Consider the following 25,931-nt stretch of genomic DNA (forward strand, 5'->3'; position numbering starts at 1 on the left):
GCGCTTCAACGATAGTCATCCACCGGCACACAGGCGCAAAACAGGTTCCTGTCGCCATACACATTGTCGACGCGATTCACTGCCGGCCAATACTTGTGCTGCCGCGCATGGGCACTGGGCGCCACGCCCTGGGCAATGCTGTAGGGCCGCTCCCACACCCCTAGCACATCCTCCAGCGTATGCGGCGCATGCTTGAGCGGGTTGTCTTCGGCCGGCCAGTTACCCTCCTGCACTTCACGGATCTCGGCGCGAATGCTCAGCATCGCCTCGACAAAGCGATCCAGCTCGGCCTTCGACTCGCTCTCGGTCGGCTCGACCATCAGGGTGCCCGGCACCGGGAACGACATGGTCGGCGCGTGGAAACCGTAATCCATCAAGCGCTTGGCCACATCCTCCTCGGTGATGCCGGTCAAGGCCTTGAGCGGGCGCAGATCGAGGATGCATTCATGGGCCACCCGTTCGTTGCGCCCGCGATAAAGCACCGGGAAGGCGCCGCCCAATTGCTCGGCCAGGTAGTTGGCCGAGAGGATCGCCACCTCGCTGGCATCGGCCAGTTGCGGGCCCATCATGGCGATGTACATCCAGCTGATCGGCAAAATGCTCGCGCTGCCCCAGGGCGCGGCGCTGACTGCGGTGTTCTGCGGGTCGGGGCCAGGCAGCGGGATGACCGGGTGGCTGGCGACAAACGGCGCCAGGTGTGCGCGCACACCGATCGGGCCCATGCCCGGGCCGCCACCGCCGTGGGGGATGCAGAAGGTCTTGTGCAGGTTCATGTGCGAGACGTCGGCGCCGATATCCGCTGGCCGCGCCAGGCCGACCTGGGCATTGAGGTTGGCACCGTCCATGTACACCTGGCCGCCGTGCGTGTGGATAACTTCGCAGATCTCGCTGATGCCTTCCTCGTACACACCATGGGTCGATGGGTAGGTCGCCATCAGGCACGACAGCTTGTCGCCAGCCGCCTGCGCCTTGGCTTTGAGGTCGGCCAGGTCGACGTTGCCGGCTTGGTCGCACTCGACGATCACCACCTGCATCCCGGCCATCTGCGCCGAGGCCGGGTTGGTGCCATGGGCCGAGGCCGGGATCAGGCAGATATCACGTTGCGGTTGATGACGGCTGCGGTGGTACTTGGCAATCGCCATCAGCCCGGCGTACTCGCCCTGAGCGCCGGAGTTGGGTTGCATGCAGATGGCATCGAAGCCGGTGATCGCGCACAGCCAGCTTTCCAGCTCGTCGATCATCGCCTTGTAGCCCTGCACCTGCGCGGCCGGGGCAAAGGGGTGCAGCAGGGCGAAACCCGGCCAGGTGATCGGGATCATCTCGCTGCTGGCATTGAGTTTCATCGTGCACGAGCCCAGCGGGATCATCGACTGGTTCAGCGCCAGGTCCTTGTTCTCCAGCTGCTTAAGGTAGCGCAGCATCTCGGTTTCGCTGTGGTGCAGGTTGAACACCGGGTGGCTGAGAAAAGCCGAGCGTCGCACCAATGCCGACGGAATGCCCTCGGGCTGCGCCAGAGCATCCAGCGCGGCGATATCCAGGCCGTGGTCGGCGCCCAGGAAGATATCGAACAGGCGCATCACCGTGGTTTCGTCACAGGTCTCGTCGAGGCTCACGCCCAGTTGCCCGCGACCCAGAATCCGCAGGTTGATCTGCGCCGCCTCGGCGCTTTCGATAATGGCCGTCTGACTGCCGCCGACTTCCAGGGTCAGGGTGTCGAAGAAGTGCTCGTTGAGGCGCTTGATGCCCTTGCTCTCCAGACCCGCCGCCAACACGAAGGTCAACGCATGCACGCGCTGGGCGATGCGCTGCAGGCCTTCCGGGCCGTGGTACACCGCATAGAAGGCGGCGATGTTGGCCAGCAGCACCTGGGCGGTGCAGATGTTGGAGTTGGCCTTCTCGCGGCGGATATGCTGTTCGCGGGTTTGCAGGGCCATACGCAACGCGGTGTTGCCGCGGGCATCCTTGGACACGCCGATGATGCGCCCAGGCATGGCCCGCTTGAATTCGTCCCGGCAGGCAAAGTACGCCGCATGCGGGCCACCAAAGCCCATGGGCACGCCGAAGCGCTGAGAGGAGCCCAGTACCACGTCGGCGCCCTGCTCACCCGGCGGCATCAGCATCACCAGGCTGAGCAGATCGGCAGCGACGCAGGCCAGCGCCTGCTGGGCATGCAGCTGAGTGATCAGCGGCCGCAAGTCACGCACTTCGCCGTGGGTATCGGGGTATTGCAGCAAGGCCCCGAACACCTTGTACTTGGCGAGGTTATCCACAGCGTCGACGATCAGTTCGAAACCAAAGCCCTCGGCGCGGGTCTGCAGCACCGAGAGGGTTTGCGGGTGGCAGTGTTCATCGGCGAAGAAGGCATTGCTTTTCGACTTGGCCACGCGCTTGGCCAGGGCCATGGCTTCTGCCGCGGCAGTGGCTTCGTCGAGCAACGAGGCGTTAGCGAGATCCAGGCCGGTGAGGTCGATGATCATTTGCTGGAAATTGAGCAAGGCTTCCAGGCGGCCCTGGGCGATTTCCGGTTGATACGGGGTATAGGCGGTGTACCAGCCCGGGTTTTCGAGGACGTTACGCAAAATGACGGTTGGCGTGATGGTGCCGTGATAACCCATGCCGATCAGGCTGGTCCACACCTGGTTCTGCTCGGCATAGCCCTTGAGCCTGGCCAGGGCAGCCTGTTCATCGAGGGCCTCAGGCAGCTCCAGTGGCCGGTTCAGGCGGATGCCCGGCGGCACGGTCTGTTCGATCAGCTCGCGGCGGCTGCCAACCCCGAGGGTGGCGAGCATGGCCTGCTGCTCCGAGGCATCGGGGCCCAGGTGGCGACGCAGAAAAGGATTGCGGTCGTGCAGTTGGCTCAGGGACGGCGACTGGGACATAGCGGCTCTCTCTTCCTCGACCAAGCCTCGAGCGCTCGAGGCATATTGAGTCTAGGAAGAGATTGCCGCCTGCGTGAAACTATTCGCCGATGGCGGCTTTGTAACCGGCGGCGTCGAGCAGTTTGTCCAGCTCGGCCTTGTCGCTTGGCTTGAGCTTGAAGATCCAGCTGCCGTACGGGTCGCTGTTCAGCGACTCGGGGCTGTCGGCCAGCTCTTCGTTGACCGCGATCACTTCACCGCTGACTGGTGCGTAGATGTCGGAAGCGGCCTTGACCGACTCGACCACGCCCGCCGCATCGCCGGCGGCAAAGACCTTGCCCACTTCCGCCAGCTCGACGAACACCACGTCACCCAGGGCTTCCTGGGCATGGTCGCTGATCCCGACAGTCACAGAGCCATCGGCTTCCAGCCGGGCCCATTCGTGGCTTTCGGCAAAACGCAGGTCGGCGGGGATATTGCTCATAATTGTTGTCCTCGATTGGGTCAGCGGTTGGCCCGCCAGAATTGGGTTCAGATCAGGATCTTGCCATGGCGCACGAAGGTCGGCTTGACCACCCGCACCGGGTACCACTTGCCGCGAATCTCCACCTCGGCACGATCGGCGGTGGCCATCGGCAACCGCGCCAGGGCAATGGATTTGCTCAGCGTAGGAGAGAAACTACCACTGGTGATCTCCCCTTCGCCAATCCCGGCGACACGGACCACCTGATGGGCGCGTAAAACCCCGCGCTCTTCGAGCACCAGGCCGACCAGTTTCTGCTCGACGCCATGCTCGATTTCTTCCAGCAGGCCCTTGCGACCGATGAAGTCACGCGCTGCCGGCTCCCAGGCGATGCTCCAGCCCAGGTTCGAGGTCAGCGGCGTGTGGGCTTCGTCGATGTCCTGGCCATACAGGTTCATGCCCGCTTCCAGGCGCAGGGTATCGCGGGCGCCAAGGCCGCTAGGGGCGATGCCGGCGCCGACCAGGTCGTTGAAGAACGCCGGCGCCTGTACCGCCGGGAAAATGATTTCCAGGCCATCCTCACCGGTATAACCGGTGCGGGCGATGAACCAGTCACCATCGGCCAGGCCTTCGAAGGGCTTGAGTTCACGGATCAAAGCGGCGCGGGCAGCGGTTACCAGCTCCGCGACCTTTTCTCGCGCCTGCGGGCCCTGGATGGCAAGGATGGCCAGTTCCGGGCGCTCGCTCAGCTCGACCTCGAAGCCGATCATCCGCGCCTGCAGCCAGGCCAGGTCCTTGTCGCGGGTCGAGGCGTTGACCACCAGGCGGTAACCGTCTTCACAGCGGTAGACGATCATGTCGTCGATCACCCCGCCCTGCTCGTTGAGCATGGTGCTGTACAGGGCCTTGCCGGTGGTGTTCAGGCGCGCGACATCATTGGCCAGTACCTGTTGCAGCCAGGCACCGGCCTGGGCGCCACGGATATCGATCACGGTCATGTGGGATACATCGAAGACCCCGCAGGCCTGGCGCACCTGATGGTGTTCCTCGACTTGCGAGCCGTAATGCAGGGGCATATCCCAACCGCCAAAATCGACCATCTTGGCGCCGAGGGCCAAGTGCAGGTCATAAAGAGGCGTACGCTGTCCCATGGGTTTCTCCTTCCGGGCGTGGCGAGGCTACGGCGGCTGGCAGCGTTGCAGCTACCCGGTCTGTAGGACCGGCCGCAGCGAATGCCGCGCATTGTAGCTGCAAGCAAGCAGGCTTACACCCTCAGCGCGTTTGACCGGGGTGGCGGGCCGAACGTCGAATCAGGCCGATGACCGGCAGCAAGCCGACCAGCACCAGGGTCAGCGCCGGTAGCGAAGCCCGCGACCATTCGCCTTCGCTGGTCATTTCGAATACCCGAACCGCCAGGGTATCCCAGCCAAAGGGGCGCATCAGCAAGGTCGCCGGCATTTCCTTGAGCACGTCGACGAATACCAGCAGCGCCGCGCTCATGGCACCGGGCACCAGCAAGGGTAGATACACCTTGAAAAACAATCTCGGGCCACTGACCCCCAGGCTGCGCGATGCTTCCGGCAAGGACGGGCGAATCCGTCCCAGGCTATTTTCCAGCGGGCCGTAGGCCACGGCGATAAAGCGCACCAGATACGCCAGCAACAAGGCCGACAGGCTGCCGAGCAGCAACGGCTTGCCGGCACCACCGAGCCAGCCGGACAGCGGCACCACCAAGTGGTTATCGAGGTAACTGAAGGCCAGCATGATCGACACTGCCAGCACCGAGCCGGGCAAGGCATAGCCCAGGTTGGCCAGGCCGACGCCGGCGCGGATGGTCGAGGTCGGCGCCTGGCGCCGGGCAAACGCCAGCATCAGGGCAACACACACAGTAATCAGTGCCGCCATGGCGCCCAGGTACAGGGTATGCAGGATAAGCCCGGCATAGCGCTCGTCGAGGTCGAAACGGCCACGCTGCCAGAACCACACCAGCAATTGCAGCATCGGCACCACGAAGGCACAGGCGAACACCAGCAGGCACCAGCTGCTGGCGGCCAGGGCCTTGATGCCCCGCAAGTGATACAAGGCCTGGCCGCGCGGGCGTTCGTTGCTGCTGCGCACGGCGCCACGGGCCCGGCGCTCGCCGTACAGCACCAGCATCACCGCCAGCAACAGCAGGCTGGCCAGTTGCGCGGCGCTTGAGAGGCTGAAGAAGCCGTACCAGGTCTTGTAGATGGCGGTAGTGAAGGTGTCGAAGTTGAACACTGACACCGCGCCAAAATCCGCCAGGGTTTCCATCAATGCCAGGGCCACCCCGGCACCGATGGCCGGCCGCGCCATGGGCATGGCAACCCGCCAGAATGCCTGCAGCGGCGACAGTCCCAGGACCCGCGCCGCCTCCATCAGGCCCTTGCCCTGGGCCAGGAAGGCGTTACGGGCCAGCAGGTAGACGTAGGGGTAGAACACCAGCACCAGCACGGTGATTACCCCTCCGGTGGAGCGCACCCGCGGCAGGCGCATGGGCCCGAACCATTCGCGCAGCAGGGTTTGCACCGGCCCGGCGAAATCCAGCAGGCCGACAAACACGAACGCCAGCACATAGGCCGGAATCGCGAATGGTAGCATCAAGGCCCAGTCGAGCCAGCGCCGCCCGGGGAACTCGCACAGGCTGGTGAGCCAGGCCAGGCTCACGCCGAGCACCGTCACACCGATGCCGACACCGAAGATCAGCGTCAGGGTGTTGCCCAGCAGGCGGCTCATCTGGGTATCGAGCAGGTGCGACCAGATCTGCAGGTCGACCGACTGCCAGGACAACAACAGCACGCTCAGCGGCAGCAGCACCAGGGCGGCGATGATGAAGACCAGGGGGTACCAGCGGCGTTGGGCGGGGTGGGCCAAAAGGAAAAATCTCTATGTAGAAGCACAGGCTCTGTGGGAGCGGCCTTGCCCCGCGATTGCATTGTGTCAGTCACATTGCAATCGCGGGGCAAGCCCGCTCCCACAGGGGGCCGATAAGGGCCCCGCAAGGATAAAGCCTGGCGCTTAGTTCCAGCCAGCCCGATCCATCAGGCGGATGGCTTCGGCCTGGCGTTTGCCGGCCACTTCCACAGCAATGCTGTCGGCCTTGAAGGTGCCCCAGGCAGCCACTTCTTCAGATGGCGCCACGGCCGGGTTGGCCGGGAACTCCTGGTTCACGCCGGCGAAGATTTTCTGCGCCTCGGCACCGGTCATCCATTCGACCAGCTTCTTCGCCGCCTCAGGGTGCGGCGCATATTTGGTCAGGCCGATACCCGAGAGGTTGACGTGCACGCCACGGTCAGCCTGGTTGGGCCAGAACAGCTTGACTGCCAGCTTGGGGTTTTCCTTGTGCAGGCGGCCGTAGTAGTAGGTGTTGACGATGCCGACGTCGCACTGGCCGGCGTTGATCGCCTGGAGCAAGGCGGTGTCGTCGGAGAATACATCGGTGGACAGGTTGTTGACCCAGCCCTTGATGATCTCTTCGGTTTTTTGCTCGCCATGGGTTTCGATCAGGGTAGCGGTCAGCGACTGGTTGTAGACCTTCTTCGCCGTACGCAGGCACAGGCGACCTTCCCAGTTTTTGTCGGCCAGGGCCTCGTAGGTGCTCAGCTCTTCGGGTTTGACCCGCTCGGTGGAGTAGGCGATGGTCCGTGCGCGCAGGCTCAGGCCGGTCCAGTCGTGGGACGAGGCGCGGTACTGGGCGGGGATGTTCTTGTCGATGACGTCCGACTTGATCGGCTGCAGGATGCCCATCTGCTCGGCCTGCCAAAGGTTGCCGGCGTCGACGGTGAGCAGCAGGTCGGCGGTGGCGTTCTCGCCCTCGGCCTTGATCCGCTGCATCAGCGGCGCTTCCTTGTCGGTGATGAACTTGATCTTCACCCCGGTTTCTTTGGTGTAGGCATCGAATACCGGTTTGATCAGCTCGTCGATGCGCGAGGAATACACCACCACCTCGTCCGCCGCCTGGGCGGCCGTGCCGAACAGGGTCAGAGCCAGGGCGGCCATTACGTGCTTGCGTGGCAACATGGTGCAGTCCTCGGAATTCATGAGAGGCGCAAATGGTAGTTAATCCCATTTGCCTTCTCAACCGAACTCACAAGGGAGGAGTTACCAGATGTTGCGGGGCCCTCAGGCCCGCGCCAGTTCCGGCAGGTCACCGCTCAAGCCCAAGGCCTGGCGCACGAACAGGGCCTTGGCTTCCGGCAATTGCTCGATCCATTTCAGGCCGCTGTTGCGCAACCAGCGCAACGGCAGTGGATCGGCCTGGAACAAGCGCTCGAAGCCTTCCATCGCCGCCATCAAGGCCAGGTTGTGCGGCATGCGTCGGCGCTCGAAACGGCTCAGCACGCGAATATCAGCCAGGCGCTCGCCACGCTCGTAGGCATGCAGCAACTCTTCGGCCAGAACCGCGGCATCAAGGAAACCGAGGTTGACGCCCTGCCCGGCCAGCGGGTGGATGGTGTGCGCGGCATCGCCGATCAGCGCCAGGCCTTCGGCCACGTAACGCTTGGCGTGACGCTGGCGCAGCGGCACGCAAACCCGTGGGTCGGCCTGCAGGACGCCGCCCAGGCGCCCTTCGAAGGCGCGCTCAAGCTCGGCGCAGAACGCCTCGTCGCTCAAGGCCATCAAGTGTTCAGCCTGCTCGGGCGTGGTCGACCAGACGATCGAGCACCAGTCCTGCTGGCCATCGCGCAACAACGGCAGGAACGCCAGCGGCCCCTCGTCGGTAAAGCGCTGCCAGGCGGTCGACTGATGTGGCCGGGCACAACGCACGCTGGTGACGATGGCGTGGTGCAGATAATCCCACTCGCGGGTCTCGCAGCCAGTCAGGCGGCGTACCGCCGAGTTGGCACCGTCGGCGGCAATCACCAGCGGCGCACGCAGGGTACGGCCGTCGGCCAGGGTCAGCAGCCAGTCGTCGCCAGAGCGGCGCATCTGCTCCAGGCGGGCATTGGCCAGCAGGCCGATTTCGCTGTCGTGCAGACGCTCCAGCAGGCCATCCTGCACTACCCGGTTCTCGACGATATGGCCAAGCACTTCGGCGTGCACGCTGGCCGCCGAGAAGTGGATCTGGCCGGTGCCGCTGCCATCCCACACGTGCATGTCCGAGTAGGGGCTCAGGCGTCGCTCGCTGACTCCCTGCCAGGCGCCCAGGCGTTCGAGAATGCGCTGGCTGGCCGCCGACAAGGCGCTGACCCGCGGCTCAAACGCCGACTGCTGGTCGAAGGGTTTGATCGACAAGGGGCTGCCGTCGAGCAAGAGAATTTCCAGGCCGCTGTGCTGCAACGCCAGGGCCAGGGCGCTGCCGACCATACCGGCACCGACAATCAACAGATCTGCGCGCATTTCCATGCCTTAAGCCTGTCTCGCTTGCGGCTTGAGCCGCACGTAAAGGGTTTTGTCGACCCGCGCCACCAGTTCACCGGCGGCGTCGCGGATATCGACCTGAAGTCGTGGCAGGTACTTTTTGCCGCCGGCGGTGTGCTGGCGGATGTCGTCGAGCAGGGCATCGTCGATGCGCAGGTCGGCGAACACCGGGCCCTTGCCCGGCGACACGAAATCGATGCTGGCGGCCTTGTCCCAGACGATGTACTCACGCCCGAGCAGCTCCATCAGCATCAGCATGTAGAACGGGTCGACCATCGAGTACAGGCTGCCGCCGAACTGGGTGCCGACATAGTTGCGGTTGAACCAGCGCAGGCCCATGCGCACGCGGATGTGGCGCAGGTCGGGGCTGACGCTGAGCACGCGAATGCCCGCGCCCAGGTACGGCGGGTAGATATTCAGCAGCCAGCGCAGCCTGCGCGCGCGCCGGGCCAGTTTGCGCGGGTCGCTCATGCTCAGCTCCGTGGATCCGGGCGAGTTCCCAGGCCCATGGCCTGGCGGGCGAACCAGCGCTTGGCCGGAGGCAGCAGGTCGAGGCCGAGCAGGCCCAGGTTGCGGCCGGTAGCGACCAAGGGTTGGGCGCTGCCGAACAATCGGGTGACGCGGTCGGAGAAGCCCACGGTCAGGTCCTGGTCCAGGCGCTGGCGCTCGCGGTAGGCCTGCAGGGTGGCGAAATCACCCGGCACTCCAGGGCTGGCCAGCAAGCCGTCGGCCAGCGACTGCACATCGCGCAGTGACAGGTTGAAGCCCTGCCCGGCAATCGGGTGCAGGCTGTGTGCGGCGTTGCCAAGGACTACCAGATGCGGGCGCACCTGCTCCTGGGCCTCGACCAGCGACAGCGGATACAAGTGCCGGGCACCGACCTGGCGCAGCGCACCGAGGCGGTAGCCAAACACGTCCTGCAGCTCGCTGAGGAAGCTGCGTTCGTCCAGCTCGGCCAGGCGCTTGGCGTCCATACCGGCACGGGTCCAGACCAGCGCGCAGCGGTTCTCCGGCAATGGCAGCAAGGCCATCGGCCCTTCGTCGGTAAAGCGCTCGAAAGCCTGGCCGCAGTGGGCTTCGCTCGGGGTGATATTGGCGATCAGGGCGCTCTGGTTGTACGGCCGCTGGCTGACATGAATACCCAGTTGCTCGCGCAGGCCGGAACGGCCGCCATCGGCCAGTACCGCCAGGTCGCATTCAAGCGTGGTGTCGTCGTTGAGCGACAGCCGGTAACCGTCTTCCAGCGGCTGCAGGGCGGTGACCTCCGCCGGGCAGCGCCAGCTCACCACCTCAGCGTCCAGGCCCTGCCACAGGCACTGGCCAAGCCAGGCGTTCTCGACCACGTAGCCGAGCGCCGGTACCCCTTCTTCCAGGGCGTCCAGGCGGGTGGCGCCAAAACGGCCACGGTCGGAGACCTGGATCTGACGGATCGGCTCGGCGCGGCGGCTGATCTGTTGCCACAGGCCAAGACGCTCGTAGATTTGCCGGGTACCGAAAGACAACGCCGAAGAGCGGGCGTCATAGCTCGGCTGAAAACTGTCACCCGGGGCGAACGGCTCGATCAGCAGGATCTTCCAGCCACGCGCCTTGGCGCCGGCTTGCAGGGCCAGGGCGAGGCTGGCGCCGACCAGGCCGCCGCCAATGATCGCAAGGTTGACCCGGCTCATGCTGCGGCACTGCGCGCAGCAGCCATCAAGGCTTCGATTTCGGCAACCGTCTTGGGTACGCCGGAGGTCAGGATTTCACAGCCCTGCTTGGTTACCACTACGTCATCCTCGATTCGCACACCGATGCCACGCCATTTTTTCGCGACACTCTGGTTATCGGCACCAATGTAAATGCCCGGTTCAACAGTCAGGGCCATGCCCGGCTCGAGCACTCGCCACTGGCCGCCGACCTTGTACTCGCCGACATCATGCACATCCATGCCCAGCCAGTGCCCGGCGCGGTGCATGTAGAAAGCCCGATAGGCTTCGCTTTCAATCAGTTCGTGCACCTGGCCCTTGAGCAGGCCCAGTTCCACCAGGCCTTCGGTAATCACTTGCACCGTGGCCTCATGGGCGTGATTCCAGTGCTTGCCCGGGGCGATGACCGCAAAGGCCGCTTCCTGGGCCTTGAGCACCAGCTCGTAGATGGCCTTCTGCTCCGGCGAAAAACGCCCGCTGACCGGGAAAGTGCGAGTGATGTCGCTGGCGTAGCAGTCAATCTCGCAACCGGCGTCGATCAGCACCAGGTCGCCGTCCTTGAGCGGCGCGTCGTTCTCCTGGTAATGCAGGATGCAGCTGTTGCGCCCGGCGGCGACGATCGAGCCGTAGGCCGGCATCTTCGCCCCGCCCTTGCGGAACTCGTAGTCGAGCTCGGCTTCCAGGCTGTATTCGCGCAAACCGGCGCGGCAGGCCTGCATGGCCCGCACGTGGGCACGCGCAGAAATCGCTGCGGCCTCGCGCATCACTTTCACTTCCGCCGCCGATTTATACAGGCGCATGTCGTGCAGCAGATGATCCAGGGCAACGAATTCGTTCGGCGGCTGCGCACCCAGGCGCGCTTTGGAGCGGATGACGTTGATCCACTCCATCAAGTGGCGGTCGAACTCGGCGTTGCTGCCCATGGCCGAATACACCCGGTCGCGACCTTCGATCAGGCCGGGGAGGATGTCGTCGATATCGGTGATGGGGAAAGCATCATCGGCGCCAAAATCGCGGATCGCCCCTTCCTGGCCAGCGCGCAGGCCGTCCCAGAGCTCGCGCTCGGGATTGCGCTCGCGGCAGAACAATACGTACTCGCCGTGCTCGCGGCCGGGGATCAGGGCGATCACCGCCTCAGGCTCGGGGAAGCCGCTGAGGTACTGGAAGTCGCTGTCCTGGCGGTACACGTGCTCGACGTCGCGGTTGCGGATGGCAACCGCGGCGGCGGGCAGGATGGCGATGCTGTTGGGTTCCATCTGCGCCATCAGCGCCTTGCGTCGACGGGCGTATTCCGACTTGGGGATGTGGCTCATGGGCAGTGGCAGTCCGTGGTTGATCAGTGCAACGAAGGTTTGGCCGCAGGCTCGACCGGCTGCTTCAGCTCGGTGTAGAGCAGCAGCGGGGCGACGCGCAGGTATTCCATGACTTCCATATAGTCGTTTTCGCCGTCTTCGGACTCTTCCAGGGCGTCCTGAACCTGAGAGATCGCGACCAGGTCCTGCAGCACTTCCTTGGCCTCGGTGCTCAGGTCCTTGCCACCGGCATTCAAACCGAAACCGGCAATGAAGCCCTGGCACCATTGACCCAGGGCGGTGGCACGCTCGGTCAGCGGCTCATCATCACCCGGCAGCAACAGCACCACGGTGATATCGTCGCTGGTCAGTTCGCCCTTGACCATTTCTTGCAGGCCGATCAAGGCGTTACGAACGTTGTCTGCCGGTTCGCTTTCCAGCAGGCCGGCGGCGTCTGCCAACCATGCCTCGGCATCGAAGCCGGCACCGGCGCAGCTGCGCCCGAGCAACAGCCCGTGCAGTTCGGCAGGGGAAACAGGATGCCCGTTGCTGCTGAGCAAGGTGGCGAAGGCGGTGTACGGCGAATTGATATTGGGCATGGGCAACTAGGCGCCAGACGGCGCAATGACTAGAATGAAGACCTTGTATCCTAGCACCGGCAGGCGCGCCAAGACCATCGACGCGGCCAACTCCGGGCCGGCCAGGGCATAAACCGGGCAACCACCCGCACGACCGAATCGAGTGGCAACCAATGCAAGAGAACGATCTGCAAGCGCTGATGGGCCGATTCGAACTGCTGATTGAGCGGGTCGAGCAACTAAAACGGCAAAACGCACTCTTATTAGCTCAGGAAAAATCCTGGCGCGAAGAGCGCGCCCACCTCATCGAAAAAAATGAAATCGCCCGGCGTAAGGTCGAATCGATGATTTTGCGACTCAAGGCCCTGGAGCAAGACTCATGAGCTCAAGCAATAGCGTCACTGTTCAGATTCTCGACAAAGAATATTCGATCATCTGTCCGCCGGAAGAACGCAGCAACCTGGTCAGCGCCGCGCGCTACCTGGACGGCAAGATGCGCGAAATCCGCAGCAGCGGCAAAGTCATCGGTGCCGACCGCATCGCCGTGATGGCTGCGCTGAACATTACCCACGACCTGCTGCACAACCAGGAACGTCCGGATGTGCCGGCGGGCGGCGCCACCCGTGAACAGGTGCGCGACCTGCTTGAACGCGTCGATCAGGCATTGGCCGACGATCAAGATTCAAATAAGGGTTGAGTATCGGTATACTGGCGCCACTCCCTGGAGTGCTTGCCAGTCGGTCATGTCCCTGAGCCGATACGCACAACCACGGGGGTTGCACGTGGGGCCGGTGTGCATGTCCGCTTGACGGAAAGCCTTAACGCCTCCTGCAATCTCCACCTTGAACTTTCGGGTTCAAGGGCTACACCGACAGCGGTTCGTCGGGGAGCCTGAATTCTTTGCCCGCCCTTCTGCGCGGGCAATTGAGCTGTCACCCCGCGGGTGGCAGCCCACTCTGGGACCGCCCGTGCCATGACCGACACCGCGCCGCTTACCCGCCCCCAGCTTCGCCGCCTGCTTCGCGATGCCCGCCGCGCCCTGACGCCGGCCGAGCAACGCCAGGCAGCCCGTGGCCTGTACCGTCAGCTCGCGCAGCATCCGCTGTTCCGCCGGGCTCGGCACATCGCTCTGTACCTGCCCAATGATTGCGAGATCGACCCGCGCCTGCTGATGCGTGAGGCCCAGCGCCGCGGCAAGCGCACCTACCTGCCGGTGCTACACGCCTGGCCAAAAACCAAGATGGTGTTCCAGCGCATCGAAGCCGGCGAGAAGCTGCGGCGCAACCGCTTTCGCATCCCCGAGCCGCACATCAGCCTGGCCCGGCAACGGCCGATCTGGGCGCTGGACCTGATCCTGCTACCGCTGGTGGGTTTTGATGAAGTGGGGGGCCGGCTGGGCATGGGCGGCGGATTCTATGACCGCAGCCTCGCCTATCAGGCCCGCCGCAAGGCCTGGAAAAAGCCCTTGCTGCTGGGCCTGGCGCATGAGTGCCAGAAGGTCGAACGACTGGCGCAAGCCAGCTGGGATGTGCCGCTGCAGGGGACGGTCTCGGACCGTGGCTGGTACCTGGCTATTAACGCTGTTGCGGATTGACCGGCATTTCGTAGGGGGCGTCGAGTTTGCGTTCCCAAAGGCTTTGCGCATAACCGGTAGTGACAACACCCAAACCGAACAGAAACACCAGAATCCAGAGCAAATCCGGTTTGCGATTCATCGATTGCCCCCCTCAGGCAAACTGATCACGTTGTCAGCAACGTTTTTGTTGTTGCAGCAGCGTCAAGCTTAAAATGCGCGCATTCTCCGACAACCTGAGGCGACACGCAAACGTTGACGCCAACCGACCGTCGGTTTCCTGAAACAGGTTATTTCAAACATTGTCTGGAGCACCACCCATGGCCTACTGGCTGATGAAATCCGAGCCCGACGAACTCTCGATCAAGGACCTCGCGCGGCTGGGCGAAGCGCGCTGGGATGGCGTGCGCAACTACCAGGCACGCAATTTCTTGCGTGCCATGGCAGTCGGTGACCAGTTCTTTTTCTACCATTCCAGTTGCCCGGAGCCGGGCATTGCCGGCATTGCCCGCATCAGTGCCGCAGCCTATCCCGATCCCACAGCACTCGACCCGCAAAGCCACTACTTCGACGCCAAGGCCAACGACGAAAAGAACCCCTGGAGCGCCGTCGATGTCGCCCATGTCGAAACCTTCAGCAAGGTCCTGCAACTGGGTTACCTCAAGCAGCAATCCGCGCTGACTGAACTGCCGCTGGTACAGAAAGGCAGCCGCCTTTCAGTGATGCCGGTGACCGCCGAACAGTGGGCAGCGGTACTCGCACTGCGCTAAACAGGGTAGGATTGCCGCTCATTTGACGAACATCAACGCACCAGGATCGGTGCGGCGTCACAATTTGACGTTAATGCAGCAAGGATTGCCCAACCATGTCGATGAGCCAACACGCCCCGAAATTCTTCGCCGGTGCCTTGATCGCCCTGCTCCTGGCCGCGGGAGGCCTGGGCTACTGGAAGTCCCTGCATGACCGCCTGCCCGAAGGCCTGAGCATGGGCAACGGCAGGCTCGAAGCCACCGAAGTGCAGATCGCCAGCAAGATCCCCGGGCGCCTGGCCGAGGTGCTGGTCGACGAAGGCGATACCGTCAAGCAGGGCCAGTTGCTCGCCCGCATCGACACCCGCACCCTCGAAGCCCAGCGCAACCAGGCCGAAGCCGAAGTGCTACGGGCCCGGGAAAACTACTCCGCCGCCCAGGCCACGGTGCAATTGCGCCAGAGCGAACAACTGCTGGCCAGCCAGGAGCTCAAGCGCGTCCGCGAGATCTTCCAGCGCAAATATGCCAGCCAGCAGCTGCTCGACCAGCAGCAGGCCCGCTACGACACCAGCAACTCCGCCGTGGTCGCCGCCCGCGCGCAACTGGCGGCAATCAAGGCCGCCATCGGCGCCGCTGAAGCCCAGGTGGCACAGCTGACCAGCGAAATCGACGACAGCAGCCTGCGCGCGCCCATCAACGGCGTGATCCAGCTGCGCCTGGCCGAGCCAGGTGAAGTGCTCGGTGCCGGCGGCCGCGTGCTGATGCTGATCGACCCCAGCGACCAGTACATGAACCTTTACCTGCCCGCCTCCACGACCGGCCGCCTGACCGTCGGCGACCAGGCGCGCATCGTTCTCGACGCCCTGCCCGACCGGGCCTTGCCGGCGAAGATCGCCTTCGTCGCGGCCAAGGCGCAGTTCACCCCCAAACAGGTGGAAACCCGTGACGAGCGCCAAAAGCTGGTGTTCCGGGTCAAGCTGCGCCTGACCGAACCAAGCGCCGTGCCCCAGGCCAAACCCGGCATGCCGGGCGCAGGCTATGTGCGCACCGCTGATGTGGACTGGCCGGCCAACCTGCAATGAGCGCGCTGGCGCTGCACGCCGAGGGCATCAACCACCGCTACGGCGGGCTGAACGCCCTGCAGGACATTGCCTTCAGCCTGCCGGCCGGCACCCGCTGCGGCCTGATCGGCCCGGACGGCGCCGGCAAGTCGAGCCTGCTCGGGCTGATCGCCGGGGTGAAGAAGCTGCAAAGCGGCGAACTGCAGGTGCTTGGCGGCTCGATCCGCCAGCGCCGCCATCGCAACAGCCTCTACCCGCGTATCGCCTTCATGCCCCAGGGGTTGGGTGGCAACCTTTACCCCGAGCTGTCGATCAGCGAGAACATCCGCTTCTTCGCCACCCTGTTCGGCCTTGGCGCCACGGAGTGCGAGCAGCGCATGCACAACCTGCTGCTGGCCACCGACCTGCTGCGCTTTGCCGAACGCCCGGCGGGCAAGTTGTCGGGCGGCATGAAGCAGAAGCTCGGCCTGTGCTGTGCGCTGATCCACGAACCGGACCTGCTGATCCTCGACGAACCCACCACTGGCGTCGACCCGCTGTCGCGCCGGCGCTTCTGGGAGCTGGTCGAGCAGGTGCGCCAGGAACGCCCGCAACTGACCCTGCTGGTCGCCACGGCCTACATGGAAGAGGCCGAACAGTTCGAACACTGTCTGATGCTCGATCGTGGCCGGCTGATTGCCGCAGGCTTGAGCGAAGAGCTGGCCGCAGCCACCGCCAGCCACAAGCTCGATGACGCCTTTACCCACTTTCAGGGCGACAGCCGGCGCAGCCAGCAGCCCCTGGTGATCCCGCCGCGCGATAGCGGCGATGCCGAGATCGCTATCGAAGCCCATGAACTGACTTTGCGCTTTGGTGACTTCACCGCCGTGAACAAGGTCAGTTTCGCCATCGGCCGTGGCGAGATCTTCGGTTTTCTCGGTTCCAACGGCTGCGGCAAGACCACCACCATGAAGGTGCTCACCGGGCTGATGCCGGCCAGCGAGGGCAGCGCCACCCTGCTCGGTCGCCCGGTGAACGCCAAGGACCTGGCCACGCGCAAGCGCGTTGGCTTCATGTCCCAAAGCTTCTCGCTGTATGGCGAACTCAGCGTGCGGCAGAACCTTGAACTGCATGCGCGGCTGTTCGACCTGCCCAAGGCCGACAGCGGCCCGCGCATCGCTGAGCTGATCGAGCGTTTCGATCTGGGCGCCATCGCCGACCAGCAGTCCGGCGCCCTGCCCCTGGGTTTGCGCCAGCGCCTGTCGCTGGCAGTGGCGGTATTGCACCGCCCGGAAGTGCTGATCCTCGACGAGCCCACCTCAGGTGTGGACCCGGCAGCACGCGACGATTTCTGGCGCCTGCTGATCGAGCTGTCACGGGACCAGGGAGTGACGATCTTCCTCTCTACTCACTTTATGAATGAAGCCCTGCGCTGCGACCGGATCTCCCTGATGCATGCCGGCAAGGTCCTGGCCTGCGACACCCCGGCGGCGCTGCAGCAGCAGTTCGGCGGTGAAACCCTGGAAGATGCCTTCGTCACCTGCCTGGAACAGGCCCAGGGCGCCAGCGAAGCGCCAACGGCCCCAACCCAGTTCGACAGCCCGGCCAATACAGCAACGCAACCCCTGCGCCATGGCTTCAGCCTCAAGCGCCTGGTCGCCGTCGCCACCCGCGAAGGCAAGGAACTGCTGCGCGACAAAGTGCGCCTGGCGTTCGCCCTGCTTGGCGCGCTGTTCATGATGGTGATCTTCGGCTACGGCATCTCCCTGGACGTGGAAAACCTCGCTTTCGCCGTTTATGACCAGGACCAGAGCCCGCAAAGCCGCGCTTATCTTGAAGCCTTCCGCGGCTCGCGCTACTTCGCCGAACAGACGCCAATTCGCGATGCCGCACAGTTGCACAAACGCCTGCAGCGCTCGGAAATCAAGCTGGCCCTGGAGATTCCACCAGGTTTTGGTCGCGAACTGCACGCCGGTCGCCAGCCGGTGGTAGCAGCCTGGCTGGATGGCGGCATGCCATTTCGCGCCGAGACCAGCCGTAACTATGTCGAAGCCGTGCACCAGGGCAACCTCGAACAACTGGCGGCGCTGAGCAGCAAGGCCCGGGCCGGGCAAACTCCAGTGCGCCTGGAAACCCGCTTTCGCTACAACCAGGACGTGGTCAGCGTCAACGCCATCGGCCCCGGGGTCATGGCGCTGATCCTGGCGTTCATTCCGGCAATGCTCACCGCACTGGGCATCGTGCGCGAAAAAGAGCTGGGCTCGATCACCAACTTCTATGCCACGCCCCTGACCCGCCTGGAGTTCCTGCTCGGCAAACAGGCGCCCTACCTGGCGGTAAGCCTGGTCAACCTGGCGCTGCTGGTAGCAATGAACCGCTGGCTGTTCGGCGTGCCGTTCAAGGGCAGCGCCCTGGCCCTGGCCTGCGGCGGCGTGCTCTACCTGCTGGCGACCACCAGCCTGGGCCTGCTGATCTCGGCGTTCACCCGCACGCAGATCGCCGCGATCCTCGGCACCATGATCATCACCAGCCTGCCGACCATCCAGTTCTCCGGGCTGATCGTGCCGCGTTCCTCGCTCGATGGCGCGGCGGCCTTGATGGGCCAGCTGTTCCCGGCCGGTTACTTTCTCGATATCGCCGTCGGCACCTTTACCAAAGCCCTGGACCTGCGCGAACTCTGGCCCCAGTGCCTGGCGCTGCTGGGCTTCTTTGTCGGTTTCACTGGCCTGAGTCTGGCCATGCTGAAGAAGCAGGAGGTCTGATGCATCGCCTGGCACATACCCTGCGCCTGGGGCTCAAGGAGCTGACCAGCCTGCGCCACGACAGCGTGCTGCTGTTGTTCCTGCTGTACGCCTTCAGCGTGGCGATCTACATGCCGGCCGCAGGCTCGGTGATCGGCGTGCACAACGCCAGCGTGGCGATCATCGACGAAGACCACAGCCTGGTCTCGCGCAAGCTCGCAGAGGCCCTGCAACCACCGGAATTCCAGCACGCCGTGCCGTTGCCCTACGACCAGCTCGACCAGGCCCTGGACAGCGGCCGCTACACCTTCGTGATCAACGTACCGGTGAACTTCCAGACCGACCTGCTGGCCGGGCGCTCGCCCGAGCTGCAAGTCAACGTCGACGCCACGGCCATGAGCCAGGCGTTCATGGGCGCCGGTTACATCGGCAGGATCGTCGAGCGCGAGCTGCTCGACTATGCCAAGCAGGGCTCGGCTACCGCCGGCAGCCCGGCGCTGCTCAGTGCCCGGGCGTTGTTCAACCCCAACCTTGAGGGCGGCTGGTTTCTGGCGGTGATCCAGATCGTCAACAACATCACCATCCTGGCCATCATCCTCACCGGCACGGCACTGCTGCGCGAGCGCGAGCACGGCACCCTCGACCACCTGCTGGTGCTGCCGCTGACCGCGCTGGAAATCATGCTGGCGAAGATCGCCAGCAACGCCCTGGTGGTGGTGCTGTGCACCTGGGTATCGCTTGAGGTGATCGTCAAGGGCGCGCTGGGGGTACCGCTGGCGGGATCGCTGGGGTTGTTCCTGGCGGTGACGGCGCTGTACCTGTTCGCCAGCACCGCATTGGGGATCTTCCTCGCCACCCTGGCGCGCTCGACTCCGCAATTCGGCCTGCTGGCGATTCCGGTGATCATCCCGATGCTGTTGCTGTCAGGCGGCAGCACGCCGCTGGACAGCATGCCGCAATGGCTGCAGTGGGTCATGCAGGGCTCGCCCTCGACCCACTTCGTCAGCCTCAGCGCGGCGATCCTGTTCCGTGACGCCGGGCTGGCAGTGGTCTGGCCAGACATCGCGGCGCTCGCCGCCATTGGCCTGGCCTTCTTCGCTATTGCCCTGGCGCGTTTTCGCCGCAGCCTGACCTCGTGATTACTGGACGATCAGGTTGTTGAACAGCAGGTCGTCGACGGTCGGCTTGCCTTCTTCGGATTCGAGCACCTGCTGGACCTGCTTCAGGGCTTCCTGACGCAGTTTTTCCTTGGCCTCGACGTTACTCATGGCCTCCAGGTTCTGCTGGGTGAACAGCGCCACCAGCTGGTTGCGGATCAGCGGCTCATGATGCTTTACCGCTGCGGCGGCGGCATCGCTGTTTACCCGCAGGGCCACGTCGGCCTTGTACACGCGCAGCTTCGGCCCGCCATCAAGGGCGTAATTGCCCACAAAAGGCGGGCTCAGGGAAATGTAGGAGACCTTCGGTTCCCCTTCCTTGGCTTCCTCGGCCATGGCCGCCATCGGCAGCATCAGCGCCAGTACCATCAAGATCCACGCTTTCACGAATTCGCTCCTCATACAGTTGGCGCCAGCATACCCAGCGCACCGGTCAAACCCAAGCCCGGGCTTATGCCGGCCTATCAGGGCGGGCCATGCTCGTTGACCCGGCACCTCGCCCACCTACACTTATCGGCCACTACGCGCAAAGGAATAGTCCCGATGAAAGCAGTGTTGTGCAAAGCCCTTGGCCCGGCGCAAAACCTGGTCCTGGAAGAAGTCGCCAGCCCCGTGCCGAAAAAGAACGAGATCCTCCTCGACGTGCAGGCCGCCGGGGTCAACTTTCCCGACACCCTGATCATCGAAGGCAAGTACCAGTTCCAGCCGCCGCTGCCGTTCTCCCCTGGGGGCGAAGCCGCCGGCGTGGTCAGCGCCGTGGGTGAAAAAGCCGGCAACCTGAAGATCGGCGACCGGGTCATGGCCCTGACCGGCTGGGGCAGCTTTGCCGAACAAGTGGCGGTGCCGGCCTACAACGTATTGCCGATCCCGGCGCAGATGGACTTCACCACGGCGGCGGCCTTCGGCATGACCTACGGCACCTCGATGCATGCGCTCAGCCAGCGCGGCCAGCTCAAGGCCGGGGAAACCCTGCTGGTGCTGGGCGCCTCGGGCGGGGTTGGCCTGGCGGCGGTGGAAATCGGCAAGGCCATGGGCGCGCGGGTGATTGCCGCCGCCAGCAGCGCCGAGAAACTTGCCGTAGCCAAGGCGGCAGGCGCCGACGAGCTGATCAACTACAGCGAAACCAGCCTCAAGGACGAAATCAAGCGCCTGACCGGCGGCAACGGCGCCGATGTGATCTACGACCCGGTTGGCGGCGATCTGTTTGACCAGGCGGTACGCGGCATTGCCTGGAATGGCCGGCTGCTGGTGGTCGGTTTTGCCAGCGGGCGCATCCCCGAGCTGCCAGTGAACCTGGCGCTACTCAAAGGTGCAGCGGTGCTCGGGGTGTTCTGGGGCGCCTTTGCCCAGCGCCAGCCGGCCGACAATGCGGCGAACTTCCAGCAGCTGTTTGCCTGGTTCGCCGAAGGCAAGCTCAAGCCGCTGGTATCGCAGACCTTCCCGCTGGCTGAAGCAGGTGCAGCCATCGAGATGCTGGGCCAGCGCAAGGCGGTGGGCAAGCTGGTGGTGACCATGGCCTGAACAGCTGAGCCCGCTCCTACCTGGAATGGCAGCGCCGAAAACGCGCCTCCAGGTTGCGATCGGGCATGGCATGGCTGCGCAAGGCATTGAGGGTCTGCTCGACATAATCGCGGGTGCTGCCGTAACGGCCCTTGGCATTGGCGAAAATCTGGCTGAGCAGGGTGTCCGGCAGGTTGCCGGCGTAGCACGGCAAGTGCCGTTCGAGCACAAAACCCAGGGCCTGGACCTTGCTGCCATCCTCAAGCCGGCAGTTGAGCCAGTGCGGGCGGTACGCAGGGTAAGGCATTTCTCGTTGCCACAAGGCCAGCAACGAATCTTCCAGGCAGTCGTCCGGCAGGCGGTAGGCAAAACCACTGCATGAACCACCACGATCAAGACCGAATACCAGCCCGGGGCATTCCGGCGTGCCGCGGTGCTCGTGGGACCACAAATACAGCCCGCGATGATAGCCGTGCACCCGTGCCCGTCGCCGTTCGGCGGCATTGCACTCCGGGCGCCAGATCAATGAGCCGTAGGCAAACAACCATACCGGGCCACCCTGGTGCCGGGACATGGTGTGTTGAACTGAATGCACAAGTTGCTCGCGAGTTAACTGTTCGCCGAAATCAAGCAACGGCGGATAGGCCACATTCAAAGATACCGTTTCGATCGCCGACATAGCTGCCGCCACACTTCCCCATGAATTACCAACGCATTGCACTATAAAGCAACGCACTGTGCACAGAGTTACCGTACGGCAGATAAGCGCCGCAATACAAGCCCCCAGACGCCATGAGACGGCGATAAAGGCCGCACCGGTGCGATAACAGGTGCACTGTTTCAAGTGTAGCGAAAGTTATTTTCGTTGCCGGCAATAATTAGTGGCTTATCACCGCTGGCGGCACCGGCAGTTATTTAAACCGGCACGCTGTTGCAGCGTGCCTTATTCCGTCAATCAATTGCGCGGGGCATAAGCGAATACATCGGCGCGCATTTGATGCGCATCCATGCCGGCGTCGACCAGTGCGTCGAGGGTGGCGTAGATCATGTTTGGCGAACCGCTGGCGTACACATGCACACCGGCCAGGTCACTGATGTCTTCGCATACCGCCTCGTGCAACAGGCCGCAGCGCCCTTCCCAGCCGCACAGGTCGCTGACCACCTTGTGCAGGAACAGGTTGGGCAGGCTCTCCCACTCGGCCCAGTGCTCGATCTGGTAGAAGTCGTCCGGTAGGCGCACGCCCCAGTACAGGTGCACCGGGTGCTTGAAGCCGCTGGCCCGGCAATGTTCGATCAGGCTGTGCATCTGCGCCATGCCGGTGCCGGCCGCGATCAGCACCAGCGGGCCGTCCGGCAATTCGGCCAGGTGGGTGTCACCAAAGGGCATCTGCAGCCGCGCCATGCCGTTGCGCCGCAACTGAGCGATCAGCTCCAGGGCACTGTTCTCGCGGGCCAGTACATGCAGCTCGAGGTCGCGGCCACTGTGCGGCGCCGAGGCCAGCGAGAAGGCAGCCTTGTCGCCGCTGTCTCGCTCGATCATCAGGTACTGGCCAGCATGGTAGCGCGGTGGCTTGCCGGCAGGCGCCCGCAGGCGCACGCGCCAGACGTCGCCGCCGACTTCGACACACTCGCTGAGCTGACAGGCCAGGGTCCGTACCGGCAGCTCGCCCAGGGCCAGCACGCCATCCCACAACAAGACGCAGTCCTCCAGTGGCTCGGCGATGCAGGTGAACAGCTCGCCATGATCACGCTCGACGCCATCCTGACGCACTCGGCCCTCGACCAGCAGCGCGGCGCAGACATGGCAGTTGCCATTGCGACAGCTTTGCGGGCAGTCGTAGCCCAGGCGTCGCGCCGCATCCAGAATCCTTTCTCCGGGCTTGAGCGCCAACACGGCCCCGGACGGCTGCAAGGTTACCTGCATTTAGTCTATTCCCAACTGGTTCCACAGCTCATCGATCCGCCGGGTGACGGCTTCGTCCTTGACGATGACCCGTCCCCACTCGCGGGTGGTTTCTCCCGGCCACTTGTGCGTCGCATCCAGGCCCATCTTCGACCCCAAACCGGACACCGGCGAAGCAAAGTCCAGGTAGTCGATCGGGGTGTTGTCGATCATTACCGTGTCGCGCTTGGGGTCCATGCGCGTGGTAATCGCCCAGATCACGTCGTTCCAGTCCCGCGCGTTGATATCGTCGTCCGTGACGATAACGAACTTGGTGTACATGAACTGTCGCAAAAACGACCAGACACCCAGCATCACGCGCTTGGCGTGTCCTGGGTACTGCTTTTTCATGGTCACCACCGCCATGCGGTACGAGCAGCCTTCCGGCGGCAGGTAGAAGTCGGTGATTTCCGGGAACTGCTTTTGCAGGATCGGCACGAATACTTCGTTCAGCGCCACACCCAGAATCGCCGGCTCATCCGGCGGACGGCCGGTGTAGGTGCTGTGATAGATCGGCTTGCTGCGGTGAGTGATGCGCTCGACGGTGAACACCGGGAAGCTGTCGACTTCGTTGTAGTAGCCGGTGTGGTCGCCGTACGGGCCTTCCGGGGCCATTTCACCCGGATGGATCACGCCTTCGAGGATGATTTCAGCGGTGGCTGGCACCTGCAGGTCGTTGCCACGGCACTTGACCAGCTCGGTACGGTTGCCGCGCAACAGGCCGGCGAAGGCGTACTCGGAGAGGGTATCGGGCACCGGGGTCACGGCGCCAAGGATGGTCGCCGGGTCGGCGCCCAGGGCCACCGCCACCGGGAACGGCTGACCCGGGTGCTTCTCGCACCATTCGCGATAGTCCAGGGCGCCGCCGCGATGGCTCAACCAGCGCATGATGACCTTGTTGCGGCCAATCACCTGTTGACGGTAGATGCCGAGGTTCTGGCGGTCCTTGTTCGGCCCGCGGGTCACTGTCAGGCCCCAGGTGATCAGCGGCGCAACGTCGCCCGGCCAGCAGTGCTGCACCGGCAGCAGGCCGAGGTCGACATCATCGCCTTCGATGACCACTTCGTGGCATGCCGCGTCCTTGACCACCTTCGGCGCCATGGACACGACCTTCTTGAAGATCGGCAGCTTCGACCAGGCGTCCTTGAGGCCTTTCGGCGGCTCGGGCTCTTTGAGAAAGGCCAGCAGCTTGCCGATTTCACGCAGCTCGCTGACCGACTCGGCGCCCATGCCCATGGCCACCCGCTCCGGGGTGCCAAACAGGTTGCCCAGCACCGGGATGTCGAAGCCGGTAGGTTTTTCGAACAGCAGGGCCGGGCCTTTGGCGCGCAGGGTGCGGTCGCAGACTTCGGTCATTTCCAGGACTGGAGAGATCGGCACCTGGATGCGCTTGAGTTCGCCGCGCTGTTCCAGGCCACGGATAAAGTCGCGCAAATCGCGATACTGCATGCAAAAGCCTCGTATTGGCTGCCGTAGCGGTCGGGCTGCAGAGTGTAGCGCCGAACTCGGCTGCTCAGAATAGCCAAAGTACAGATAGCAAAAAGCCGGGTCGCCCCGGCTCTTGCCCAGCGCAACAGTTTACTTGCGCTTCATCGACAAGAAGAACTCGTCGTTGGTCTTGGTCTGCTTGAGTTTGTCGATCAGGAACTCGATGGCAGCCACTTCATCCATCGGGTGCAGCAGCTTGCGCAGGATCCACATGCGCTGCAGCTCGTCGTCGGCGGTCAGTAGCTCTTCGCGACGGGTACCCGAACGGTTGATGTTGATGGCCGGGAAGACGCGCTTCTCGGCGATCTTGCGGTCCAGGGGCAGTTCCATGTTGCCGGTACCCTTGAACTCCTCGTAGATCACTTCGTCCATCTTCGAGCCGGTTTCAACCAGTGCGGTGGCGATGATGGTCAGCGAGCCGCCCTCTTCGATGTTACGCGCGGCGCCGAAGAAACGCTTCGGCTTCTCCAGGGCGTGGGCATCGACACCACCGGTGAGGACCTTGCCGGAGCTCGGGATCACGGTGTTGTAGGCACGGGCCAGACGGGTGATGGAGTCGAGCAGGATGACCACGTCTTTCTTGTGTTCAACCAGGCGCTTGGCCTTCTCGATAACCATTTCGGCAACCTGCACGTGGCGGGTTGGCGGCTCGTCGAAGGTCGAGGCAACCACTTCGCCGCGCACGGTGCGCTGCATTTCGGTTACTTCTTCCGGGCGCTCGTCGATCAGCAGAACGATCAGGTGGCACTCGGGGTTGTTACGGGTGATGTTGGCCGCGATGTTCTGCAGCATGATGGTCTTGCCCGCTTTTGGCGGAGCGACGATCAGGCCGCGCTGGCCTTTGCCGATCGGGGCGCAAAGGTCGATAACCCGGCCGGTGAGGTCTTCGGTGGAGCCGTTGCCGGCTTCCATCTTCAGGCGCTCGTTAGGGAACAGCGGCGTCAGGTTTTCGAACAGGATCTTGTTCTTCGCGTTTTCCGGCCGGTCGAAGTTGATGGTGTCGACTTTCAGCAGGGCGAAGTAACGCTCGCCTTCTTTTGGCGGGCGGATCTTGCCGACGATGGTGTCGCCGGTACGCAAGTTGAAGCGACGGATCTGGCTTGGCGACACGTAGATGTCGTCCGGGCCGGCCAGGTACGAGGCATCGGCCGAGCGCAGGAAGCCGAAGCCGTCCTGGAGAATCTCCAGCACGCCGTCACCGGAGATTTCCTCGCCGCTTTTCGCATGCTTTTTCAACAGGGAGAAAATCACATCTTGCTTGCGCGAACGGGCCATATTTTCTATGCCCATCTGTTCGGCCATTTCGAGCAGATCGGTAATCGGCTTTTGCTTGAGTTCAGTCAGGTTCATAAGGGGAGTGACGTAATCATGTAAGAAGGGGGAATTAAGCTTCTGGCTTAATGAAGCCGCGCCGCAAAGAAGGCGACAGGATCGCGTACTGATTCGAATTAGGGATGCGTCGGCGACGGCGTGCAGAGGGCAC

The 25,931-nt window shown here is 63.8% G+C and carries 24 protein-coding genes and 1 other RNA gene; 9 read left to right on the top strand and 16 right to left on the bottom strand.

The genetic code is table 11. The features are described from left to right. Positions 1-5 precede the first annotated feature (5 nt). The 10 genes from gcvP to LOY37_RS26310 all read right to left on the bottom strand — a co-directional run bounded on the left by gcvP (position 6) and on the right by LOY37_RS26310 (position 12,279). Complete coding sequence (gcvP, locus tag LOY37_RS26265; RefSeq protein ID WP_258716038.1) at positions 6-2,879, bottom strand: aminomethyl-transferring glycine dehydrogenase; 2,874 nt, start codon at positions 2,877-2,879, stop codon at positions 6-8. Positions 2,880-2,958: 79 nt separating this feature from the next. Further along, entirely contained in the window at positions 2,959-3,342 is a 384-nt protein-coding gene (gene gcvH / locus LOY37_RS26270; RefSeq protein WP_123565199.1) for a glycine cleavage system protein GcvH, read from the bottom strand. Positions 3,343-3,389: 47 nt separating this feature from the next. Continuing rightward, on the bottom strand, positions 3,390-4,472 hold the full coding sequence (gcvT, locus tag LOY37_RS26275) for a glycine cleavage system aminomethyltransferase GcvT (protein ID WP_258716039.1): 1,083 nt from the start codon (positions 4,470-4,472) through the stop codon (positions 3,390-3,392). Between the two features lie 121 nt (positions 4,473-4,593). Then, positions 4,594-6,216 carry an iron ABC transporter permease gene (locus tag LOY37_RS26280; protein ID WP_258716040.1) on the bottom strand — a complete coding sequence of 541 codons (1,623 nt, stop codon included), beginning with the start codon at positions 6,214-6,216 and terminating at the stop codon, positions 4,594-4,596. 144 nt (positions 6,217-6,360) lie between these two features. Beyond that, positions 6,361-7,362: an extracellular solute-binding protein gene (locus LOY37_RS26285; RefSeq protein WP_045201202.1), complete on the bottom strand. Its 1,002-nt coding sequence runs from the start codon at positions 7,360-7,362 to the stop codon at positions 6,361-6,363. 102 nt (positions 7,363-7,464) lie between these two features. Then, positions 7,465-8,682: a 2-octaprenyl-3-methyl-6-methoxy-1,4-benzoquinol hydroxylase gene (locus LOY37_RS26290; protein WP_258717227.1), complete on the bottom strand. Its 1,218-nt coding sequence runs from the start codon at positions 8,680-8,682 to the stop codon at positions 7,465-7,467. A gap of 9 nt (positions 8,683-8,691) precedes the next feature. Then, on the bottom strand, positions 8,692-9,174 hold the full coding sequence (locus tag LOY37_RS26295; protein WP_045201076.1) for a DUF4442 domain-containing protein: 483 nt from the start codon (positions 9,172-9,174) through the stop codon (positions 8,692-8,694). 2 nt (positions 9,175-9,176) lie between these two features. Then, positions 9,177-10,370: a 2-octaprenyl-6-methoxyphenyl hydroxylase gene (gene ubiH / locus LOY37_RS26300; protein ID WP_045201074.1), complete on the bottom strand. Its 1,194-nt coding sequence runs from the start codon at positions 10,368-10,370 to the stop codon at positions 9,177-9,179. Next, the gene (gene pepP / locus LOY37_RS26305; protein ID WP_045201072.1) at positions 10,367-11,701 is read right to left on the bottom strand and encodes a Xaa-Pro aminopeptidase; all 1,335 of its coding nucleotides are present in this window, start codon (positions 11,699-11,701) and stop codon (positions 10,367-10,369) included. Before pepP ends, ubiH begins: the two co-directional genes overlap by 4 nt. A 23-nt stretch (positions 11,702-11,724) precedes the next feature. Then, positions 11,725-12,279 carry a YecA family protein gene (locus tag LOY37_RS26310; RefSeq protein WP_093378230.1) on the bottom strand — a complete coding sequence of 185 codons (555 nt, stop codon included), beginning with the start codon at positions 12,277-12,279 and terminating at the stop codon, positions 11,725-11,727. 152 nt (positions 12,280-12,431) lie between these two features. On the opposite strand from LOY37_RS26310, the gene LOY37_RS26315 reads away from it, so the two are divergent. The 4 genes from LOY37_RS26315 (at position 12,432) to LOY37_RS26330 (ending at position 13,852) form a co-directional block, all read left to right on the top strand. Next, on the top strand, positions 12,432-12,641 hold the full coding sequence (locus LOY37_RS26315) for a TIGR02449 family protein (RefSeq protein ID WP_010221172.1): 210 nt from the start codon (positions 12,432-12,434) through the stop codon (positions 12,639-12,641). Then, positions 12,638-12,955, top strand: coding sequence for a cell division protein ZapA (locus LOY37_RS26320; protein ID WP_258716041.1), 318 nt, complete (start codon positions 12,638-12,640; stop codon positions 12,953-12,955). The genes LOY37_RS26315 and LOY37_RS26320 overlap by 4 nt, the downstream gene beginning before the upstream one ends. Before the next feature lie 18 nt (positions 12,956-12,973). Continuing rightward, positions 12,974-13,151: non-coding RNA, 6S RNA (gene ssrS / locus LOY37_RS26325), on the top strand. A gap of 80 nt (positions 13,152-13,231) precedes the next feature. After that, on the top strand, positions 13,232-13,852 hold the full coding sequence (locus tag LOY37_RS26330) for a 5-formyltetrahydrofolate cyclo-ligase (protein ID WP_045201067.1): 621 nt from the start codon (positions 13,232-13,234) through the stop codon (positions 13,850-13,852). Here the strand turns inward: LOY37_RS26330 and LOY37_RS26335 are convergent. Next, positions 13,833-13,973 (bottom strand): hypothetical protein, encoded by a 141-nt coding sequence (locus LOY37_RS26335; RefSeq protein ID WP_165392175.1) that lies wholly within the window; start codon positions 13,971-13,973, stop codon positions 13,833-13,835. The two genes, LOY37_RS26330 and LOY37_RS26335, sit on opposite strands and share 20 nt — an antisense overlap. A 178-nt stretch (positions 13,974-14,151) precedes the next feature. Between LOY37_RS26335 and LOY37_RS26340 the strand changes: the two genes are divergently transcribed. The 4 genes from LOY37_RS26340 to LOY37_RS26355 all read left to right on the top strand — a co-directional run bounded on the left by LOY37_RS26340 (position 14,152) and on the right by LOY37_RS26355 (position 19,500). Next, on the top strand, positions 14,152-14,601 hold the full coding sequence (locus tag LOY37_RS26340) for an EVE domain-containing protein (protein ID WP_258716042.1): 450 nt from the start codon (positions 14,152-14,154) through the stop codon (positions 14,599-14,601). 101 nt (positions 14,602-14,702) lie between these two features. After that, a complete protein-coding gene (locus tag LOY37_RS26345; RefSeq protein ID WP_195885934.1) occupies positions 14,703-15,662 on the top strand; it encodes an HlyD family secretion protein in 960 nt (319 codons plus the stop codon). Then, positions 15,659-18,382, top strand: a complete 2,724-nt coding sequence (gene rbbA, locus LOY37_RS26350; protein ID WP_258716043.1) for a ribosome-associated ATPase/putative transporter RbbA — start codon at positions 15,659-15,661, stop codon at positions 18,380-18,382. The genes LOY37_RS26345 and rbbA overlap by 4 nt, the downstream gene beginning before the upstream one ends. Further along, positions 18,382-19,500: an ABC transporter permease gene (locus tag LOY37_RS26355; RefSeq protein ID WP_045201059.1), complete on the top strand. Its 1,119-nt coding sequence runs from the start codon at positions 18,382-18,384 to the stop codon at positions 19,498-19,500. Before rbbA ends, LOY37_RS26355 begins: the two co-directional genes overlap by 1 nt. Here the strand turns inward: LOY37_RS26355 and LOY37_RS26360 are convergent, their stop codons facing one another. Beyond that, positions 19,501-19,905, bottom strand: a complete 405-nt coding sequence (locus LOY37_RS26360) for a flagellar basal body-associated protein FliL (protein ID WP_045201057.1) — start codon at positions 19,903-19,905, stop codon at positions 19,501-19,503. 156 nt (positions 19,906-20,061) lie between these two features. Here LOY37_RS26360 and LOY37_RS26365 point away from each other — a divergent pair, with 156 nt between their 5' ends. Next, positions 20,062-21,039 carry an NADPH:quinone oxidoreductase family protein gene (locus tag LOY37_RS26365; protein WP_045201054.1) on the top strand — a complete coding sequence of 326 codons (978 nt, stop codon included), beginning with the start codon at positions 20,062-20,064 and terminating at the stop codon, positions 21,037-21,039. A 16-nt stretch (positions 21,040-21,055) separates the two neighbouring features. Here the strand turns inward: LOY37_RS26365 and LOY37_RS26370 are convergent, their stop codons facing one another. From LOY37_RS26370 to rho, 4 genes are all read right to left on the bottom strand, one after another. After that, the gene (locus tag LOY37_RS26370) at positions 21,056-21,697 is read right to left on the bottom strand and encodes a gamma-glutamylcyclotransferase (protein ID WP_045201052.1); all 642 of its coding nucleotides are present in this window, start codon (positions 21,695-21,697) and stop codon (positions 21,056-21,058) included. Between the two features lie 276 nt (positions 21,698-21,973). Then, a complete protein-coding gene (locus LOY37_RS26375) occupies positions 21,974-22,942 on the bottom strand; it encodes a CDP-6-deoxy-delta-3,4-glucoseen reductase (protein ID WP_045201050.1) in 969 nt (322 codons plus the stop codon). Then, positions 22,943-24,409, bottom strand: a complete 1,467-nt coding sequence (gene ubiD, locus LOY37_RS26380; RefSeq protein ID WP_045201047.1) for a 4-hydroxy-3-polyprenylbenzoate decarboxylase — start codon at positions 24,407-24,409, stop codon at positions 22,943-22,945. It abuts the gene before it with no gap. 129 nt (positions 24,410-24,538) lie between these two features. Then, positions 24,539-25,798 (bottom strand): transcription termination factor Rho, encoded by a 1,260-nt coding sequence (gene rho, locus LOY37_RS26385; protein WP_028942380.1) that lies wholly within the window; start codon positions 25,796-25,798, stop codon positions 24,539-24,541. Between the last annotated feature and the right edge of the window lie 133 nt (positions 25,799-25,931).

Origin of the sequence: Pseudomonas sp. B21-012 (genome assembly GCF_024749305.1) — a bacterium.
Taxonomy (GTDB): domain Bacteria; phylum Pseudomonadota; class Gammaproteobacteria; order Pseudomonadales; family Pseudomonadaceae; genus Aquipseudomonas.

Excerpts from the sequence above, each read along its gene's own strand:
- LOY37_RS26340 (WP_258716042.1), top strand. The coding sequence starts at position 14,152 with ATGGCCTACTGGCTGATGAAATCCGAGCCCGACGAACTCTCGATCAAG.
- LOY37_RS26315 (WP_010221172.1), top strand. The coding sequence starts at position 12,432 with ATGCAAGAGAACGATCTGCAAGCGCTGATGGGCCGATTCGAACTGCTG.
- rho (WP_028942380.1), bottom strand. The coding sequence starts at position 25,798 with ATGAACCTGACTGAACTCAAGCAAAAGCCGATTACCGATCTGCTCGAA.
- LOY37_RS26295 (WP_045201076.1), bottom strand. The coding sequence starts at position 9,174 with ATGAGCGACCCGCGCAAACTGGCCCGGCGCGCGCGCAGGCTGCGCTGG.
- LOY37_RS26375 (WP_045201050.1), bottom strand. The coding sequence starts at position 22,942 with ATGCAGGTAACCTTGCAGCCGTCCGGGGCCGTGTTGGCGCTCAAGCCC.
- pepP (WP_045201072.1), bottom strand. The coding sequence starts at position 11,701 with ATGAGCCACATCCCCAAGTCGGAATACGCCCGTCGACGCAAGGCGCTG.
- LOY37_RS26365 (WP_045201054.1), top strand. The coding sequence starts at position 20,062 with ATGAAAGCAGTGTTGTGCAAAGCCCTTGGCCCGGCGCAAAACCTGGTC.
- LOY37_RS26335 (WP_165392175.1), bottom strand. The coding sequence starts at position 13,973 with ATGAATCGCAAACCGGATTTGCTCTGGATTCTGGTGTTTCTGTTCGGT.
- gcvP (WP_258716038.1), bottom strand. The coding sequence starts at position 2,879 with ATGTCCCAGTCGCCGTCCCTGAGCCAACTGCACGACCGCAATCCTTTT.
- ubiH (WP_045201074.1), bottom strand. The coding sequence starts at position 10,370 with ATGAGCCGGGTCAACCTTGCGATCATTGGCGGCGGCCTGGTCGGCGCC.
- ubiD (WP_045201047.1), bottom strand. The coding sequence starts at position 24,409 with ATGCAGTATCGCGATTTGCGCGACTTTATCCGTGGCCTGGAACAGCGC.
- LOY37_RS26370 (WP_045201052.1), bottom strand. The coding sequence starts at position 21,697 with ATGTCGGCGATCGAAACGGTATCTTTGAATGTGGCCTATCCGCCGTTG.
- LOY37_RS26285 (WP_045201202.1), bottom strand. The coding sequence starts at position 7,362 with ATGTTGCCACGCAAGCACGTAATGGCCGCCCTGGCTCTGACCCTGTTC.
- LOY37_RS26355 (WP_045201059.1), top strand. The coding sequence starts at position 18,382 with ATGCATCGCCTGGCACATACCCTGCGCCTGGGGCTCAAGGAGCTGACC.
- gcvT (WP_258716039.1), bottom strand. The coding sequence starts at position 4,472 with ATGGGACAGCGTACGCCTCTTTATGACCTGCACTTGGCCCTCGGCGCC.
- LOY37_RS26320 (WP_258716041.1), top strand. The coding sequence starts at position 12,638 with ATGAGCTCAAGCAATAGCGTCACTGTTCAGATTCTCGACAAAGAATAT.
- LOY37_RS26330 (WP_045201067.1), top strand. The coding sequence starts at position 13,232 with ATGACCGACACCGCGCCGCTTACCCGCCCCCAGCTTCGCCGCCTGCTT.
- LOY37_RS26310 (WP_093378230.1), bottom strand. The coding sequence starts at position 12,279 with ATGCCCAATATCAATTCGCCGTACACCGCCTTCGCCACCTTGCTCAGC.
- gcvH (WP_123565199.1), bottom strand. The coding sequence starts at position 3,342 with ATGAGCAATATCCCCGCCGACCTGCGTTTTGCCGAAAGCCACGAATGG.
- LOY37_RS26290 (WP_258717227.1), bottom strand. The coding sequence starts at position 8,682 with ATGCGCGCAGATCTGTTGATTGTCGGTGCCGGTATGGTCGGCAGCGCC.
- LOY37_RS26345 (WP_195885934.1), top strand. The coding sequence starts at position 14,703 with ATGAGCCAACACGCCCCGAAATTCTTCGCCGGTGCCTTGATCGCCCTG.
- rbbA (WP_258716043.1), top strand. The coding sequence starts at position 15,659 with ATGAGCGCGCTGGCGCTGCACGCCGAGGGCATCAACCACCGCTACGGC.